This window comes from Streptomyces sp. NPDC057474 (genome assembly GCF_042802555.1).
Classification (GTDB): Bacteria; Actinomycetota; Actinomycetes; order Streptomycetales; family Streptomycetaceae; genus Streptomyces.
This window is the reverse complement of record NZ_JBHVDX010000004.1, coordinates 34,566-48,839: the sequence shown is the minus strand read 5'-3', so window position 1 is coordinate 48,839 and position 14,274 is coordinate 34,566. Positions and strand designations below refer to the sequence as shown.

Genomic DNA, 14,274 nt, shown 5'->3' with positions numbered 1-14,274 from the left:
GGCCTGCGTCAGGACTGGCTACTCGTGCGTTCTTGGGGCACGATCTGCGAGATGCCGTAAACCTACGGCTGCGTAACTTCCCGCCGGGAGCCCCCTTCCCAGGCAGAGAGAAGGGTCCACTCCGCCCATGGCAGAGCTTGTCTACCGTCCCGCAGTCGGTCTCGCCGTCACCCTGTTCAAGGCATGGGACCTGAAGATCGACTGCAAGGGGTCGGAGAACATCCCGCGCTCGGGCGGCGCGGTGCTGGTGAGCAATCACATCAGCTACCTGGACTTCATCTTCGACGGTCTGGCGGCGCTGCCGCAGAAGCGTCTGGTGCGCTTCATGGCCAAGGAGTCGGTGTTCCGCCACAGGATCTCCGGTCCGCTGATGCGCAACATGCGGCACATCCCGGTGGACCGCAAGCAGGGTGAGGCGGCCTACGCGCACGCGCTGGACTCGCTGCGCTCCGGCGAGATCATCGGCGTTTTCCCCGAGGCCACCATCTCGCAGTCGTTCACCCTGAAGAGCTTCAAGTCGGGCGCGGCCCGGCTGGCCCAGGAGGCGGGCGTCCCGCTGATCCCGATGGCCGTGTGGGGCACGCAGCGGCTGTGGACCAAGGGCCACCCGCGCAACTTCAAGCGCAGCCACATCCCGATCACCATCCGGGTCGGCGAGGCGATAGAGGCCTCCAAGGACAAGTACGCGGGCGCCATCACCCGCCAGCTCCGCGAGCGTGTCCAGGAGTTGCTGGAGGCCGCCCAGCGCGCCTACCCCGTCCGCCCCAAGGGCCCGGACGACACCTGGTGGATGCCCGCCCACCTCGGCGGCACGGCCCCGACCCCGGAACAGGTCCGCGAGGCCGAGGCCCGCTGACCCCCCTCGCCCGGCGTGGGCTTCACGGGTTCCAGTAGGTGGACAGGGACCCGATGAAGCCCGCCCCGAAGTTGAGCACGACCAGGTGCACCACGGCGGTGAGCCACAGTCGGCAGACCAGGGCGAGCCCGACGCCTCCGGCCGCCAACCGGTGGAGGAAGGCCACGGAGTCCTGCTGGTACGTCTCGCCCTCCGGGGCCATCATCCCCGGGTAGGGCAGCCAGTCCTCGGTGAAGACACCGTCGATGCCGATCATCAGGACCCAGCCGATGACGGCGAGGTCCACGGCGCCCAGCACCAAGGCCGCACGCACGTCCGCGCGCTGATGGCGCTCCGATCTCACCAGGAACCGCTGGACCCGCCCCGCTTCACGCATCCGCCGAGTCGATCACTTCGGCTCGGCGGCGGCCTATGACGGAAGCCACACCTCCGGCAACAGGAGTGTCACAGAGCCCGGCACCCACAGGGACCTCAGAGTTCCGTGGGGAGCGTTCGCCAGAGGTGCGGCCGGTCGGCGGCGGCCTTGAGGACGTCGAGTACCGCCGGATGCGGTGCGGCGTACAGGACCGGGTAGTCCCGCTCGTCGGCATCGGGATCGGGCACCCACGCCAACTCCTCTCCCTCCAGCGAGAACCGGGCGTTCACACCCGGTTTGTTGCCGCGCGGATCCTGACGGTGCCAGTACCCGTTGAAGCGCACCGCGACCAGGCCGTGGACGGCGTGTCCGTCGCCGTCGTCGTGCGCCAGCCGTTGGTAGCAGAGCGCGGTGGGGATGTCCTCGGCGCGCAGCAGTGCGGTCAGCGCGTGGGCCTTGGCGTAGCAGATGCCGGTGCCCTGCTCCAGGACGTCGGAGGCGCGCCAGGTGACGCGCGGGTCGCCCGAGTCGGCCGAGTGGGGAATGGTGTCGCGCACGAACTCGTAGGCCGCTCGCGCATAGTCATACGAGTCGGTCGCGCCCTTGGCGAGCCGGGCGGCCGTCGCCCGTACGCGGGGGTGGTCATGGTCGATGACCTCGTCGGCGGCCAAGTACGCGGACAGGTCAGAGTTTTGCTGCATCAGCTCCATGCCTGCAGAGCATAGGAAAACGATCACCCGAGAGTCAATGACTTTTCGGGTGACCGTATATCTATGCAGTCTTCAGCGGGCCATCTCCTCCTTGAGCGCCGCCACGAACCCGTCCACGTCCTCCTCGGTCGTGTCGAAGGAGCACATCCAGCGGACATCGCCCGCGGCCTCGTCCCAGAAGTAGAAGCGGTAGCGCTTCTGGAGGCGTTCGCTGACGTCGTGCGGGAGGCGGGCGAAGACGGCGTTGGCCTGCACGGGGTGCAGGATCTCCACGCCGTGGACCGCGCGGACGCCCTCTGCGAGCCGCTGCGCCATCTCGTTGGAGTGGCGGGCGTTGCGCAGCCAGAGATCCTTCGACAGCAGGGCCTCCAACTGCACCGACACGAAACGCATCTTGGAGGCGAGCTGCATGGACAGCTTGCGCAGGTGCTTCATGTGGCGGACGGCGTCCTGGTTGATGACGACGACCGCCTCGCCGAACATCGCGCCGTTCTTGGTGCCGCCCAGGGAGAGGAGGTCGACACCGGCCGCGTTGGTGAACGTACGCATCGGGACGTTCAGGGAGGCGGCGGCGTTGGCTATCCGGGAGCCGTCCAGATGCACCTTCATGCCGTGCGCGTGGGCGTGCTCGCAGATCGCGCGGATCTCCTCGGGCGTGTAGAGGGTGCCGAGTTCGGTGCTCTGGGTGATCGAGACGACCTGCGGCATCGCGCGGTGCTCGTCGTCCCAGCCGTACGCCTGCCGGTCGATCAGCTCGGGCGTGAGCTTGCCGTCGGGCGTGGGCACGGTGAGCAGCTTCAGCCCGCCGACCCGCTCGGGCGCCCCGCACTCGTCGACGTGGATGTGCGCGCTCTCGGCGCAGATCACCGCGCCCCATCGGTCGGTGACGGCCTGGAGCGCGACGACGTTGGCGCCGGTGCCGTTGAAGACCGGAAAGGCCTCGGCGGTGGCGCCGAAGTGGCTGCGGACGATCCGCTGGAGGTTCTCGGTGTACTCGTCCTCGCCGTACGCGACCTGGTGCCCGCCGTTGGCCAGGGCCAGGGCGGCGAGCACCTCGGGGTGGACACCCGCGTAGTTGTCGCTGGCGAAGCCGCGGATCTCCGGGTCGTGATGGCGGTGGGCGTCGGTCTTCGGAGGGTTCACGGCTTGTCGGTCAGCCACAGACGGTTTCCGTTCACTTCGGCGGCGGGCGTCTCCCAGACGCCGGCGATGGCCTCGGCCAGCTCCTTGACGTCGGTGAAGCCCGCGAACTTCGCGTTGGGGCGGTCGGCGCGCATCGCGTCGTGCACCAGTGCCTTCACCACCAGGATGGCAGCCGCGGAGGTCGGCCCGTCCGGCCCGCCCGCCTTGCGGAAGTAGTCAGCCGTGGCCAGCGTCCACGCCTCGGCGGCGGCCTTGGCTGCGGCGTAGGCGGCGTTGCCCGCGGTGGGCCTGCTGGCGCCGGCTGCGCTGATCAGAACGTATCGGCCGCGCTCGCTGCGCTGCAGGGCCTCGTGGAAGGCGAGGGAGGTGTGCTGCACAGTGCGGATGAGCAGCATCTCCAGGAAGTCCCAGTCGTCGAGGCTGGTCCTGGTGAAGGTCTCGCTGCCGCGCCAGCCGCCGACGAGGTGGACGAGGCCGTCGACCCGCCCGAAGTCCTTCTCGATACGGGTGGCCCAGTCACGGGTCGACTGGAGGTCCAGCAGGTCGACCGTGTCGCCCACGACGGTGGCGCCGCCGTGCGCGTAGCGGGCCGCGTCGACGGCCTCGGAGAGCCGCTCGGGGTCGTTGTCCGAGCCGACGACGATCGCCCCCGCGTCGGCCAGCCGCAGCAGGGCCGCCCGGCCGGCGGGTCCGCCCGCCCCTGCCACCGCGATCACCGCACCGCTCAGTGCACCGTTGCCGTTCTGCATGGTCTTCGCCTCCTGAGCAGCGACTGTGACGTCTGCGAATCTGGCGCTCACGCGGCGGCCCGCTCGGCGTTCGCCGCGGTGATGCCCTTGGTGGAGGCGATCACGGTCTTCAGCTTCTTGGCGAGCGCCTCATAGAACATGCTGAGCGGAAACTCGTCCGGAAGCACGTCGTCGACGAGTTTCCGCGGCGGTTGCGTCAGATCCAGGGCGTCCGGGCCCTTGGCCCAGCGGGAGCCGGGGTGCGGAGCGAGGTAGTCGGCGACCAGCTCGCACCCGGCGAACCAGTGGACGAGCTTAGGGCGGTCGATGCCGTCGCGGTAGAGCTGCTCGATGTCGGCGCAGAGCTGGTTGGTGACCTGCGGGGCGCGCCGCCAGTCGATGTGCAGCTTGTTGTCGGTCCAGCGGACGACGTCGTGCTTGTGCAGGTAGGCGAAGAGGAGCTGGCCGCCCAGGCCGTCGTAGTTGCGGACCCGCTCGCCGGTGACCGGGAAGCGGAACATGCGGTCGAAGAGGACCGCGTACTGCACGTCACGGGCCTGCGGGACGCCGTCGTCCTCCAGTTTCACGGCCTCCTTGAAGGCGGTGAGGTCGCAGCGCAGCTCTTCGAGGCCGTACATCCAGAACGGCTGGCGCTGCTTGATCATGAAGGGGTCGAAGGGCAGGTCGCCGTGGCTGTGGGTGCGGTCGTGGACCATGTCCCACAGGACGAAGGCCTCCTCGCAGCGCTTCTGGTCGTGGACCATCGCGGCGACGTCCTCGGGCAGCTCGAGGCCGAGGATGTCGACGGCGGCCTCGGTGACACGGCGGAAGCGGGCGGCCTCGCGGTCGCAGAAGATGCCGCCCCAGGAGAAGCGGGCGGGTGCCTCGCGCACCGCGATGGTCTCCGGGAAGAGGACGGCCGAGTTGGTGTCATAGCCGGACGTGAAGTCCTCGAAGGTGATGCCGCAGAACAGCGGGTTGTCGTACCGGGTGCGCTCCAGCTCGGCCAGCCACTGCGGCCAGACCATGCGCAGCACGACCGCTTCGAGGTTGCGGTCGGGGTTGCCGTTCTGCGTGTACATCGGGAACACGACCAGATGCTGGAGGCCGTCCGCGCGGCTCGCGGCGGGCTGGAACGCCAGCAGCGAGTCAAGGAAGTCGGGCACCTCGAAGCCGTCGTCGGCCCAGCGACGCAGGTCCTTGACGAGCGCCTCGTGATAGGCGGCGTCGTGCGGCAGCAGCGGTGACAGCGCCTCGACGGCCCCGATGACGCCCTGTACGGCCAGCTCGGCGTCGGCCGGATCGGGGGCGTGCTCGGCGTCGAAGTCGATCGAGCCATCCTTGGACTGCCATGGCCGGATCCGCTCCACGGCATCCTTGAGCACGGGCCAGGCCGGGTGCTCCACCACCCTATCGACCGAAGGAACGACGCCCTCCGCACCCACTTGCACAAGAATTTCCGTCATGACCCATCCTCCACGGGAGAACCTTTCGTAAGGACACCGTATGTAGCGGAGGTTCCCCACCGCAAGACCGATCATGAGCGATCCGGCCGGAAATCCTCCCGCCACTCCCTCTACCTAACCGCTGAATCTCCTGCCACACGCGTCATGGATCACAATTCATGCGCCGCGCTCTCCGCGCGGAGATCGCCGGGTCAACGCGCGCCGGACTCGCCCACTCAGGGATGACCCGATCGGTACGGGGCAGGCGCGGAAACGGTCCTGTTCTCCGACGTGACACGGCGTGCCACGGCTCGAAAGGGCTCGTGCACATATGGATGCATCGCACGGCGGGAGGACTACGCTGCGCCCCAGCCGCGTGCCGCCCCTCCCCCGGTCACGCGGGCCGAGCCGCCGTCGACGGAAGCGAGTCAACCTTGAACTTCGTCACCATCGGTCACCGCGGAGTCATGGGTGTCGAACCCGAGAACACCCTTCGTTCCTTCGTAGCCGCCGATCGCGCGGGCCTCGACGTCATCGAACTCGATCTGCATCTGAGCAAGGACGGCGCGCTCGTCGTCATGCACGACGCGGACGTGGACCGGACGACGGACGGCACGGGCCCGATCGCCGACAAGACCCTCGCCGAACTGCGCGCCCTGGACGCGGGCCGCGGCGAGCGTGTCCCCACCTTCGAGGAGGTCCTGGACGCGGTACGGGCGCCGATCCAGGCCGAGATCAAGAACACGGCGGCGGCCCGCGCCCTCGCCGAGGTCATGCACCGGCGCGACCTGGTGGGACGGGTCGAGGTGCTGTCCTTCCACGACGAGGCGGTCGCCGAGACAGCCCGGCTCGTGCCCGGTGTACGCACCGCGCTGGTCGCCAGCCGCTACGGCCCCGACATCGTGGACCGGGCGGTGGCGGTGGGCGCCGCCACCCTCGTGCTGAACATCCGGCGGCTGACGCTGGAGGTCGTCGAGAAGGCCCGCAAGGCGAACCTGAGGATCATCGGCTGGGTGGTCAACACCCAGGACCACCTGCGCCTGGTCCGCGCACTCCAGCTGGACGGCGCGACAACCGACTACCCGGACATCAAACGCACGGGCCGCTTCACGGCCTGACCCCTACACGAGTTCCTTGACCAGCAGTTCGAACCGCAGGTCCTCGCGCTGCGGGATGCCGAAGCGCTCGTCGCCGTACGGGAACGGGGTCGTCCGTCCCGTACGGCGGTAACCACGCCGCTCGTACCAGGCGATGAGGTCGTTCCGTACGGAGATCACGGTCATGTGCATCTCCTTGGCGCCCCAGGCCTCGCGCACGATCCGCTCGGCCTCGGCGATGATCACCTTGCCGAGGCCGCCGCCCTGGAGGGCCGGGCTCACCGCGAACATCCCGAAGTAGGCGTGGTCACCGCGGTGTTCGAGCTGGCAGCAGGCGACGACCGCGCCGTCGCGCTCGACGGTGAGCAGCCGGCTGTCGGGCGACTTGATGACCTCCAGGACGCCCTCCGGGTCAATGCGCTGCCCTTCGAGAATGTCCGCCTCCGTGGTCCACCCGACCCGGCTGGAGTCCCCGCGATACGCCGACTCGATCAACGCGACGAGGGCGTCCACGTCGCCGTCGGCGGCATCGCGAAAGGTCAGGCCGGTGGCGGCGGTGTCCATGGGCTGCTCCTGACGGATATCTGCGCGGCTCGAACACGCAAGAGGGTAACCGCAACCGCGCCCCGAAAAGGGGCGTGGGGAACCGGTCGAGAAGCCCCACTCACCCGCACCCGAATACACGGCACCCCAGCGCCTACCCTCGACCACATGATCCACGTACTGAGCAGCCGCACCCTTCTCCGCCCCACCGACCCCGAGCGTTCCCGCACCTTCTACGGCGAGCAGCTCGGACTTCCCGTCTACCGGGAGTTCGGTACGGGCGACCACCGGGGTGTCGTGTACTTCCTCGGCGGCGGTTTCCTGGAGGTCGCGGGCCGCTCGGAGACCCCGCCGTCGCCCGCGCTGAAGCTGTGGCTGCAGGTGGCGGACGTGGCGGCGGCGTACGAGGAGCTGCTGGCGGCCGGGGTGGAGGTGCGGCGGCCGCCGGTGAAGGAGCCGTGGGGGCTGATCGAGATGTGGATCGCCGACCCGGACGGCACGGAGATCGTGCTGGTGGAGATCCCGGCGGACCATCCGCTGCGCTACCGGCCGGGGATCTGACGCGTCGCACCCCGGTGGCCGGGGCCGGGGCGCGGGCATAGCGTGCTGGAAGGGGATTCCCCTCCCCGATTGCCTCCCGCTCCCCTCCCGATCCCCTTCCGGAAGGAACGCCATGAAGCTCGACGAGCCGGTGACCGGCGGGCCCTGCTGGACCGAGCTGGGGACCAGCGACCTGGAAGCCGCCAAACGGTTCTACACCGAGCTGTTCGGCTGGCGTCCGGAGACCGATCCGCGCCAGGAGGCCGGCGGCTACAGCATCGCGCACCTCGGCGACGCGGCGGTCGCCGCGCTCACACCGCTGTACCAGGAGTCGCAGCCGGTGGCCTGGAGCGTGTCGTTCGCGGTGAGCGACGCGGACGCGGCGGTGCGAGCGGTACGGGACGCCGGCGGGACCGTCGTGCTGGAGCCCATGGACGTCTTCGACATCGGGCGGTTCGCGGTGGCGCTCGACCCGGGCGGCGCGGCCTTCCAGCTGTGGCAGGCGCGGTCCTTCCCCGGCGCCGGGCTGTTCAACGCGCCCGGCTCGCTCGGCTGGGTCGAGCTGCTGACCCGCGCGCCGGAGCAGGCGAAAGCCTTCTACACGACGGTCTTCGGCTGGAGTGTGAGCGCCGGCGGGCAGTACACGCAGTGGAACCTCGACGGCGCCGACTTCGGCGGCATGATCACGATGGACGACAAGTTCCCGCCCGAGGTGCCCTCGCACTGGCTGCCGTACTTCGCCGTGGAGGATGTCGACGACACGGCCCGGATCGCCGCCGAGGCGGGCGGCACGATCCTCATGGAGCCCACCACGGTGCCGGACGGACCACGCATCGCGGTGCTGCGGGACTCCCAAGGGGCCATGTTCGGCGTGTACTTGGCGGGCGCGGAGGGCTGACGCCGACCGGCCCGCGTTTGCGTTGAAGCGCTCTCCAACTCCTAGCGTCGTACCCACGAACCGCTCGGAGGGGATGCATCGTGCGTTACACATTGTTCGGCAGGACCGGTCTGCGTGTGAGTGAACTGGCCTTCGGGGCCATGACGTTCGGCTGGGGAGCCGTGGATCTCGACGCGAGCAGGCCGCTGCTGGACGCCTACGCGGACGCGGGCGGGAACTTCGTCGACACGGCGAACAACTACTCCGAGGGCGCCTCGGAGACCATCGTCGGCAAGCTCCTCGAAGGCCGCCGCGACCGCTTCGTACTGGCCAGCAAGTACACCTGCGCGACGAGCCCGGACGACGTGAACTCGGCGGGCAACCACCGCAAGAGCCTGGTGCGGTCGGTGGAGGCGAGCCTGGAGCGGCTGCGCACCGACCGGCTCGACGTGCTGTGGGTGCACGCGCGGGACGACTTCACACCGGTCGACGAGGTGATGCGGGCCCTCGACGATCTCGTACGGTCCGGGAAGGTGCTCTACGTCGGGGTGTCGGACTGGCCGGCGTGGGAGATCGCGCAGGCCAACACCCTTGCGGAGCTTCGGGGTTGGACCGCGTTCGCGGGCTCGCAGCTGCGCTACAACCTGCTGGAGCGCACCCCGGAGCGTGAACTGCTGCCGCAGGCACGGGGGTTCGACATGGCCGTGTTCGCGTGGGGACCGCTGGCGGCCGGGAAGCTGACCGGCAAGTACCGGCGGGGTGAGTCGGGACGGCTCGGCGAGGGCGGGGCCGCTCCCGATCCTCGGCAGGACGCCGTGGTCGACGCCGTGCTGGAGATCGCCGAGCAGGGCGGCCGGCGCCCGGCGCAGGTGGCCCTCGCCTGGCTGCTCGGCCGCCCCGGCAACGTCGTACCGATCGTCGGCGCCACCGGCGAGCGCCAGCTCGCGGACAACCTGGCGAGCGTCGACGTCCGCCTCGACGCGGACGCGATCGCCCGGCTCGACGAGGTGAGCGCGCCCTCGCTGGGCTTCCCGCACGACTTCCTGCGCGAGCCCGTCATCCGCCAGAACGTGTACGGCCCCCGCTGGGCCGACATCGACAACCCGCGCGCGACGGCCCGCTAGGCGCGCGGCAGGCCCAGGCGGCCCTCCAGCTGGATCAGCAACTCGCCCAGCAGTACGGCGAGTTCGCTGCGGTCGTCGGCGTCGACGCCGGACAGTACGGCCTCTTCGTAGGCCAGTTGCTCCGGCATGACGCTGTCCACGAGATCGCGGCCGGCGTCGGTGAGGCGGACGTGGGCGACGCGGCGGTCGCGATCGTCGCCGCGTCGCTCGACCAGTTCGCGCTCGGTCAGCAGCTTGAGGCGTTTGGTGACGGCGGCGCCGGAGGCGAAGGTCTCGCGGGCGATCTCGCTGGGGGTCAGTTCATGACCGGTGCGGCGCAGGGTGCCGAGGACGTCGAACTCGGGGCGGGTGAGCCCGGCGCGGCGCAGTGGCGCGTCCTCGGCCTGTTGGAGGAGGGCTGCGCAGCGGTTGACGCGGCCGATGATCTCCATCGGCGCGGTGTCGATACCGGGGTGCACCGTCTGCCACTGGCGCACCACCTTGGCGACCGTGTCCCCCAGAGCCGCGCCGCTCCCCGCTGCCCGCCCGTTGCCTGCCGTCATGCCCGTGCGCCCTCCGATGCCTGGAACCCGTGCCGTACCGTCGCCGCGAGCGTACGGTGTCCGGCCTGCTCGGCGTGTGTCACCCGCTCCGACGGCCAGGCGCGTTGCCACCATTCGCCGCTCGCGGCGTCGGTGACGGCGCGCAGTTCGACGAGGGCCGCGGCGAGGGTGCGGCGGGCGGCGGGCAGTGCGCCGGGCATGGCGTTCGGGTCGGCGGCCGTGCGGACCGTGTGTGCGCGGGCGCGCTCCACCGCGGCGAGGGCGTGGGCGACGCGGTCTCCGGCCCGTCGGTTGGTGACGGCGACCGCCGCGAGGAAGCCGACCAGGACGCCGACGAGGGTGTCCAGCAGCCGGTCCGTGATCAGCTCGCCGGGGTCTCCGTAGCGGACGAACTCGGTGACGAGCAGGGCCATCGGGGTGACACAGATGGTGCCGAGCCAGTAGTTGCGGCTGATCAGGGCCTCGGCGCCGAAGCTGAGGGCGAGGCAGCACAGGACGAGTGCCACCGGGCCGAGGTGGGCGAGCGGGACCAGTGCGGCGAAGGCCAGCACACCGGCGAGGTTGCCGACGACGCGCTGGACGCCCCGGCTCCAGGTGAGGGTGACATTCGCCTGGTAGAGCGAGGCGGCGGTGACGAGGGCCCAGTAGGGGCGGCCGACGCCGATCGCGAGGGAGGCGTACCCGGCGAGGGCGCAGCCGACCGCGGTGCGTACGGCGATGGGGGTGAGCGGGCCGAGCCTGCTCCACAACGGGGCCCGCCCTCCCACGAGTTCGCACTCCACGTCGAGCAGCTGGTCGGCCGCCTCCGCGGGGGCGGCGCCTTGCGGGAGGGGCCCGGCACCGCGCAGTTCCCGTGCCCGGGCGCGCAGTCGGCCGGGCACGGCGTCGGCGGGCGCGGCGAGTGCGACGTCGGCGCGGACCAGGAGCGCTTCGAGGGCGCGCCGGGGCTCGGTGCGGGCACCGGCTGCGAGCAGCGTCTGCCGGGCGGTGTGCACGGCGGTCGCGGCGGCCGCGCGGGACCCCGGCCGCTCGGGCGCCTCGACATGGGTGGCCACCGCGTTCAGGGCCTGGGCGGTGGCGCGGCGCTCCGGCCCGTGCGGGCGCAGCAGGCCGGGAGCCATGCAGACGATCCAGGCCCAGGCGCCCGCGACGGCGGACGCGGCGAGGTGGCCGGGGACCTGGGCGAGGGTCTGGGGCAGGAAGAGGGCCGCCGAGGTGACGAAGGTGAAGATGACGTTGGCGGGCGGCCCGATCCGGCTCGCGTCGCAGAGCGCCTTCTGCGCGGCGGCCAGGAGCGCGCCCACGGTGACCAGCACCACCGCGTTCGTGGTGAGCGAGGCGGCGACCAGGGCGACCGCGAGTCCGCCGATCATGCCGAGCACCACCCGGGCGAGGGTCCGGGCGCGGGCCGCGTACGGGCGGTTGTGGGCGTAGAGGGCGCACAGCGACCCGGCCATCGTGTACATCGCCAGGTCGAGGCGGTCGAGGGCCAGCAGCGTCAGGTTCGGCGGGGCGGTGGTGACGACCACGCTGAGTGCGGGCTTGAACCAGATCTCGGAGGGGCGGTTCATCCGGAGGACACCGGAGAGGGGAAGCCGGCGGGCACGGGGAGGTCTGACGCTGCACATACCCATAACCTTAGCTTGTGTTTTACTCGTAAAATATACTGCCGGCTGTGGCACTCGTCTCCGTGCCGCACCCCCGCGCGCTCCCCCGCGTACACCCTTGCGCTCGTATGCGCGCCACCGGGCCCGGGCATGCCCTGACCGACTGTCCGACCTCGCTCTCAGCACTGACCGACGTCGTCGAACGGGGAGGTGCGCGGTGCACGGACCGGTTTCGCCCGGCTGGCTGCTGGTCGCGCTGTGCGCGGTGACCGGGGGCTACTGCCTGCTGCGGATGCGCAGCGCCGTCGAGGAGCAGCGCCTGGCCGCGGGCGGCGAGGCGCTGATGGGGTTCGGCATGGCCGCGATGGCCGTACCCGCCGCGGCCGTGGCGCCGCCGCGCTGGGCCTGGCTCACCTACGCGGCCGTGTTCGGCGCGGCGGCGGTGCGCGCGCTGTGGTCGGCCCGCACGAGCCCGCACCATCTGCATCACCTGGTGGGCGCGCTGGCGATGGTCTACATGGCCGCGGTGATGGTTGCCTCGCCGGGCGGCGGCCACGGCGGCGCGGGCCTGCCCCTGGTCACCGGGGTGCTACTGGTGTACTTCGCCGGCTACGTGCTGTGGGCGGGCGTCCGGCTCCTGCCCGTACCGGCCGCGGCGGGGGCGCGGGTTCCGGTCTCCGGGGCGACCGGCTGGGGCGACCGGCCGGAGCTGGCACGGGCCTGCCGGCTGTCCATGGGCATCGGGATGTTCGCCATGCTGATGACGGTCTGAGCGGCACGGACGGCGGGGTCGGCCCGGCAGCGGGTGGTACCGGCCCATAGACCGAACGGAAGTGGTTCGTCCGGCCGCGGGTCGTACGTGATCGTGGCCTGCGTCACTTCGGTGGCTCGGCCCGTGTCGCCGTGCCCCGGCCCGCTCATAGGCTGCGCCTCATGATGGTCCCCGCGGCGTTGTTGCTGCTCGGCGCCCTGACCGCCGTTGTCGCCCCGCGACTGCTGGCCCGCGCCGACTGGCCGGACCGTGAACCGGTGGTCGCCCTGTGGGTGTGGCAGTGCGTGGTGGCGGCCGTACTGCTGTGCTGCGCGCTGTCGATGGCGCTGAGCGCGGCCGCCGCCTGGACGACGGTGCGCGGGCGGGTGTTCGCGCCCGCGCCGGACGAGGTCGTGGAGGCGTACGCGCTGGGCAGCGGGGGCTCCTGGGCCGTGGCCACCGCCGTGGCGCTCGCGTGCGGCGGTCTGTGGACCGGGGCGATGCTGGTCCGCGAGGTCGTCCGGGCCCGGCGGCAGCAGCATCGACGCCACGCCGAACTCCTCCTGCGCGCCCCGCTGTTGCCCGGCGAGGAGCCGGGCGGCGAGCGGCTGGTGGTGGTGGAGGGCGAGCGGCCGGACGCCTGGTGGCTGCCCGGTCCCACACCCCGACTGGTCATCACCACGGCCGCGTTGCGCCGACTGAAGGGGCGGCAGGTGGACGCGGTGGTGGCCCATGAGCAGGGGCACGCGCGGGCGCGGCACCACTGGCTGCTGCACTGTTCGGCGGCGCTCGCGGGAGGATTTCCCCGGGTGCCGGTGTTCGCCGCGTTCCGCGACGAGATGCACCGCCTCGTCGAACTCGCCGCCGACGACACGGCCTCCCGCCGTCACGGCCGCCTCACCACCGCCCTCGCGCTCGTCGGCCTCAACGAGGACCGGGGCGTGTTCGGGCCCTGCCCGACCCCTGAGGACCATGTGCCGCAGCGGGTCCACCGGTTGCTCGCTCCCCCGGAACGCCTCACTCCGGCGCGACGCCTGCGACTGACCGCCTGCGCCGCCCTGGCGCCGGTCGTGCCGGTGTTCGTGGCTTTCGTCCCGGCTTTTCGGGCACTCGGTAGGTCGTGACCTGGCAAAGAGGGGATAAAGGGCAGACCAAGGACAACGCGCGACGCGACCGCTTTGCTCCGGTCGCGGCGCGTGACAGTGATCTCACGCCCCGGCGTTGGCCTGAGGCCCCGGGAGTCGGCAAGGATCGCTGTATGCACACGCCCCCCGTCGACGCGCCGCCCCACCGGCCGTCGACCACCCGCACCACCCGCGTCGCCGCGGCCTTCGCGGCGCCCTCCGTCCTGCTGCTCGTCCTGGTCGCGCTCTCCTGGGGGCCGCTCATGTCGCTGGACGAGAGCATCGCGAACACCACGCACAGATGGGCCGTCGGCGAACCGGGCATCACCCACGCGTTCCGCGTCCTGACGGACTGGGTCTGGGACCCGGTGACGATGCGTCTGCTGGCGGCGGCCGCCGCGATCTGGCTGATGTGGCGCCACAGGGAATGGTGGCTCGCCCTCTGGCTGGCGGTCACCTGCGCGGTGGGTACGGCGATGCAGCAGGGCCTGAAGGCGGCCGTCGGCCGGGAGCGGCCCGCGTGGCCCGACCCCGTCGACTCCGCCCACTACGCCGCGTATCCGTCGGGCCACGCCATGACGGCCACGGTCGTCCTCGGTCTGCTGGTGTGGCTCCTGCACCTGTACGGCGCCGGCCGCGTCCTCGTACGGACGGCGCTGGCGGTGGCCACCGTCTCCGTCGTGGGCGTCGGTCTGACCCGGATCTGGCTGGGCGTGCACTGGGTGTCGGACGTGCTGGGCGGCTGGCTGCTGGGCGGCCTGACGATCGCGCTGGCGGTGCTGACGTACGAGAAGTGGTACGGCCCGAAGGGCACTTGACCGGGTGCGGGCCG

The 14,274-nt window shown here is 71.3% G+C and carries 16 protein-coding genes; 8 read left to right on the top strand and 8 right to left on the bottom strand.

Annotation, left to right across the window (positions count from 1 at the left end; all coding sequences use genetic code 11):
* The first annotated feature begins 127 nt into the window (after positions 1–127).
* Positions 128–856: a lysophospholipid acyltransferase family protein gene (locus tag ACFU53_RS01830; RefSeq protein WP_383984891.1), complete on the top strand. Its 729-nt coding sequence runs from the start codon at positions 128–130 to the stop codon at positions 854–856.
* A gap of 22 nt (positions 857–878) precedes the next feature.
* Here the strand turns inward: ACFU53_RS01830 and ACFU53_RS01825 are convergent, their stop codons facing one another.
* From ACFU53_RS01825 to ACFU53_RS01805, 5 genes are all read right to left on the bottom strand, one after another.
* Complete coding sequence (locus ACFU53_RS01825) at positions 879–1,232, bottom strand: hypothetical protein (RefSeq protein WP_383984888.1); 354 nt, start codon at positions 1,230–1,232, stop codon at positions 879–881.
* 95 nt (positions 1,233–1,327) lie between these two features.
* Complete coding sequence (locus ACFU53_RS01820; RefSeq protein WP_383984885.1) at positions 1,328–1,921, bottom strand: transglutaminase family protein; 594 nt, start codon at positions 1,919–1,921, stop codon at positions 1,328–1,330.
* A 72-nt stretch (positions 1,922–1,993) separates the two neighbouring features.
* A complete protein-coding gene (locus tag ACFU53_RS01815) occupies positions 1,994–3,064 on the bottom strand; it encodes a threonine aldolase family protein (RefSeq protein ID WP_383984882.1) in 1,071 nt (356 codons plus the stop codon).
* The gene (locus ACFU53_RS01810; RefSeq protein ID WP_383984879.1) at positions 3,061–3,813 is read right to left on the bottom strand and encodes an SDR family NAD(P)-dependent oxidoreductase; all 753 of its coding nucleotides are present in this window, start codon (positions 3,811–3,813) and stop codon (positions 3,061–3,063) included. The genes ACFU53_RS01815 and ACFU53_RS01810 overlap by 4 nt, the downstream gene beginning before the upstream one ends.
* 47 nt (positions 3,814–3,860) lie before the next feature.
* Entirely contained in the window at positions 3,861–5,258 is a 1,398-nt protein-coding gene (locus tag ACFU53_RS01805) for a DUF6421 family protein (protein ID WP_383984876.1), read from the bottom strand.
* Between the two features lie 413 nt (positions 5,259–5,671).
* On the opposite strand from ACFU53_RS01805, the gene ACFU53_RS01800 reads away from it, so the two are divergent.
* Positions 5,672–6,355, top strand: coding sequence for a glycerophosphodiester phosphodiesterase (locus ACFU53_RS01800; RefSeq protein ID WP_383984873.1), 684 nt, complete (start codon positions 5,672–5,674; stop codon positions 6,353–6,355).
* 3 nt (positions 6,356–6,358) lie between these two features.
* On the opposite strand, the gene ACFU53_RS01795 is transcribed toward ACFU53_RS01800, so the two are convergent.
* Positions 6,359–6,898, bottom strand: coding sequence for a GNAT family N-acetyltransferase (locus tag ACFU53_RS01795; protein ID WP_383984870.1), 540 nt, complete (start codon positions 6,896–6,898; stop codon positions 6,359–6,361).
* A 147-nt stretch (positions 6,899–7,045) separates the two neighbouring features.
* On the opposite strand from ACFU53_RS01795, the gene ACFU53_RS01790 reads away from it, so the two are divergent.
* The 3 genes from ACFU53_RS01790 to ACFU53_RS01780 all read left to right on the top strand — a co-directional run bounded on the left by ACFU53_RS01790 (position 7,046) and on the right by ACFU53_RS01780 (position 9,418).
* Positions 7,046–7,438 (top strand): VOC family protein, encoded by a 393-nt coding sequence (locus ACFU53_RS01790; protein WP_383984867.1) that lies wholly within the window; start codon positions 7,046–7,048, stop codon positions 7,436–7,438.
* 112 nt (positions 7,439–7,550) lie between these two features.
* A complete protein-coding gene (locus tag ACFU53_RS01785) occupies positions 7,551–8,315 on the top strand; it encodes a VOC family protein (protein WP_383984864.1) in 765 nt (254 codons plus the stop codon).
* An 80-nt stretch (positions 8,316–8,395) separates the two neighbouring features.
* On the top strand, positions 8,396–9,418 hold the full coding sequence (locus ACFU53_RS01780) for an aldo/keto reductase (protein WP_383984861.1): 1,023 nt from the start codon (positions 8,396–8,398) through the stop codon (positions 9,416–9,418).
* Here ACFU53_RS01780 and ACFU53_RS01775 read toward each other — a convergent pair.
* Together ACFU53_RS01775 and ACFU53_RS01770 are read right to left on the bottom strand one after the other, a co-directional pair.
* Positions 9,415–9,960, bottom strand: a complete 546-nt coding sequence (locus ACFU53_RS01775; RefSeq protein ID WP_383984858.1) for a MarR family winged helix-turn-helix transcriptional regulator — start codon at positions 9,958–9,960, stop codon at positions 9,415–9,417. The genes ACFU53_RS01780 and ACFU53_RS01775 overlap by 4 nt on opposite strands.
* Positions 9,957–11,531: an FUSC family protein gene (locus ACFU53_RS01770; RefSeq protein ID WP_383984855.1), complete on the bottom strand. Its 1,575-nt coding sequence runs from the start codon at positions 11,529–11,531 to the stop codon at positions 9,957–9,959. Before ACFU53_RS01770 ends, ACFU53_RS01775 begins: the two co-directional genes overlap by 4 nt.
* Before the next feature lie 253 nt (positions 11,532–11,784).
* On the opposite strand from ACFU53_RS01770, the gene ACFU53_RS01765 reads away from it, so the two are divergent.
* The 3 genes from ACFU53_RS01765 (at position 11,785) to ACFU53_RS01755 (ending at position 14,260) form a co-directional block, all read left to right on the top strand.
* Positions 11,785–12,339 (top strand): DUF5134 domain-containing protein, encoded by a 555-nt coding sequence (locus ACFU53_RS01765; RefSeq protein ID WP_383984852.1) that lies wholly within the window; start codon positions 11,785–11,787, stop codon positions 12,337–12,339.
* Between the two features lie 161 nt (positions 12,340–12,500).
* Positions 12,501–13,442 carry a M56 family metallopeptidase gene (locus ACFU53_RS01760; protein ID WP_383984849.1) on the top strand — a complete coding sequence of 314 codons (942 nt, stop codon included), beginning with the start codon at positions 12,501–12,503 and terminating at the stop codon, positions 13,440–13,442.
* A gap of 134 nt (positions 13,443–13,576) precedes the next feature.
* Complete coding sequence (locus tag ACFU53_RS01755) at positions 13,577–14,260, top strand: phosphatase PAP2 family protein (RefSeq protein ID WP_383984846.1); 684 nt, start codon at positions 13,577–13,579, stop codon at positions 14,258–14,260.
* Positions 14,261–14,274: the final 14 nt, after the last annotated feature.

Excerpts from the sequence above, each read along its gene's own strand:
- ACFU53_RS01830 (WP_383984891.1), top strand. The coding sequence starts at position 128 with ATGGCAGAGCTTGTCTACCGTCCCGCAGTCGGTCTCGCCGTCACCCTG.
- ACFU53_RS01825 (WP_383984888.1), bottom strand. The coding sequence starts at position 1,232 with ATGCGTGAAGCGGGGCGGGTCCAGCGGTTCCTGGTGAGATCGGAGCGC.
- ACFU53_RS01820 (WP_383984885.1), bottom strand. The coding sequence starts at position 1,921 with ATGGAGCTGATGCAGCAAAACTCTGACCTGTCCGCGTACTTGGCCGCC.
- ACFU53_RS01810 (WP_383984879.1), bottom strand. The coding sequence starts at position 3,813 with ATGCAGAACGGCAACGGTGCACTGAGCGGTGCGGTGATCGCGGTGGCA.
- ACFU53_RS01805 (WP_383984876.1), bottom strand. The coding sequence starts at position 5,258 with ATGACGGAAATTCTTGTGCAAGTGGGTGCGGAGGGCGTCGTTCCTTCG.
- ACFU53_RS01795 (WP_383984870.1), bottom strand. The coding sequence starts at position 6,898 with ATGGACACCGCCGCCACCGGCCTGACCTTTCGCGATGCCGCCGACGGC.
- ACFU53_RS01790 (WP_383984867.1), top strand. The coding sequence starts at position 7,046 with ATGATCCACGTACTGAGCAGCCGCACCCTTCTCCGCCCCACCGACCCC.
- ACFU53_RS01785 (WP_383984864.1), top strand. The coding sequence starts at position 7,551 with ATGAAGCTCGACGAGCCGGTGACCGGCGGGCCCTGCTGGACCGAGCTG.
- ACFU53_RS01775 (WP_383984858.1), bottom strand. The coding sequence starts at position 9,960 with ATGACGGCAGGCAACGGGCGGGCAGCGGGGAGCGGCGCGGCTCTGGGG.
- ACFU53_RS01770 (WP_383984855.1), bottom strand. The coding sequence starts at position 11,531 with ATGAACCGCCCCTCCGAGATCTGGTTCAAGCCCGCACTCAGCGTGGTC.
- ACFU53_RS01760 (WP_383984849.1), top strand. The coding sequence starts at position 12,501 with ATGATGGTCCCCGCGGCGTTGTTGCTGCTCGGCGCCCTGACCGCCGTT.
- ACFU53_RS01755 (WP_383984846.1), top strand. The coding sequence starts at position 13,577 with ATGCACACGCCCCCCGTCGACGCGCCGCCCCACCGGCCGTCGACCACC.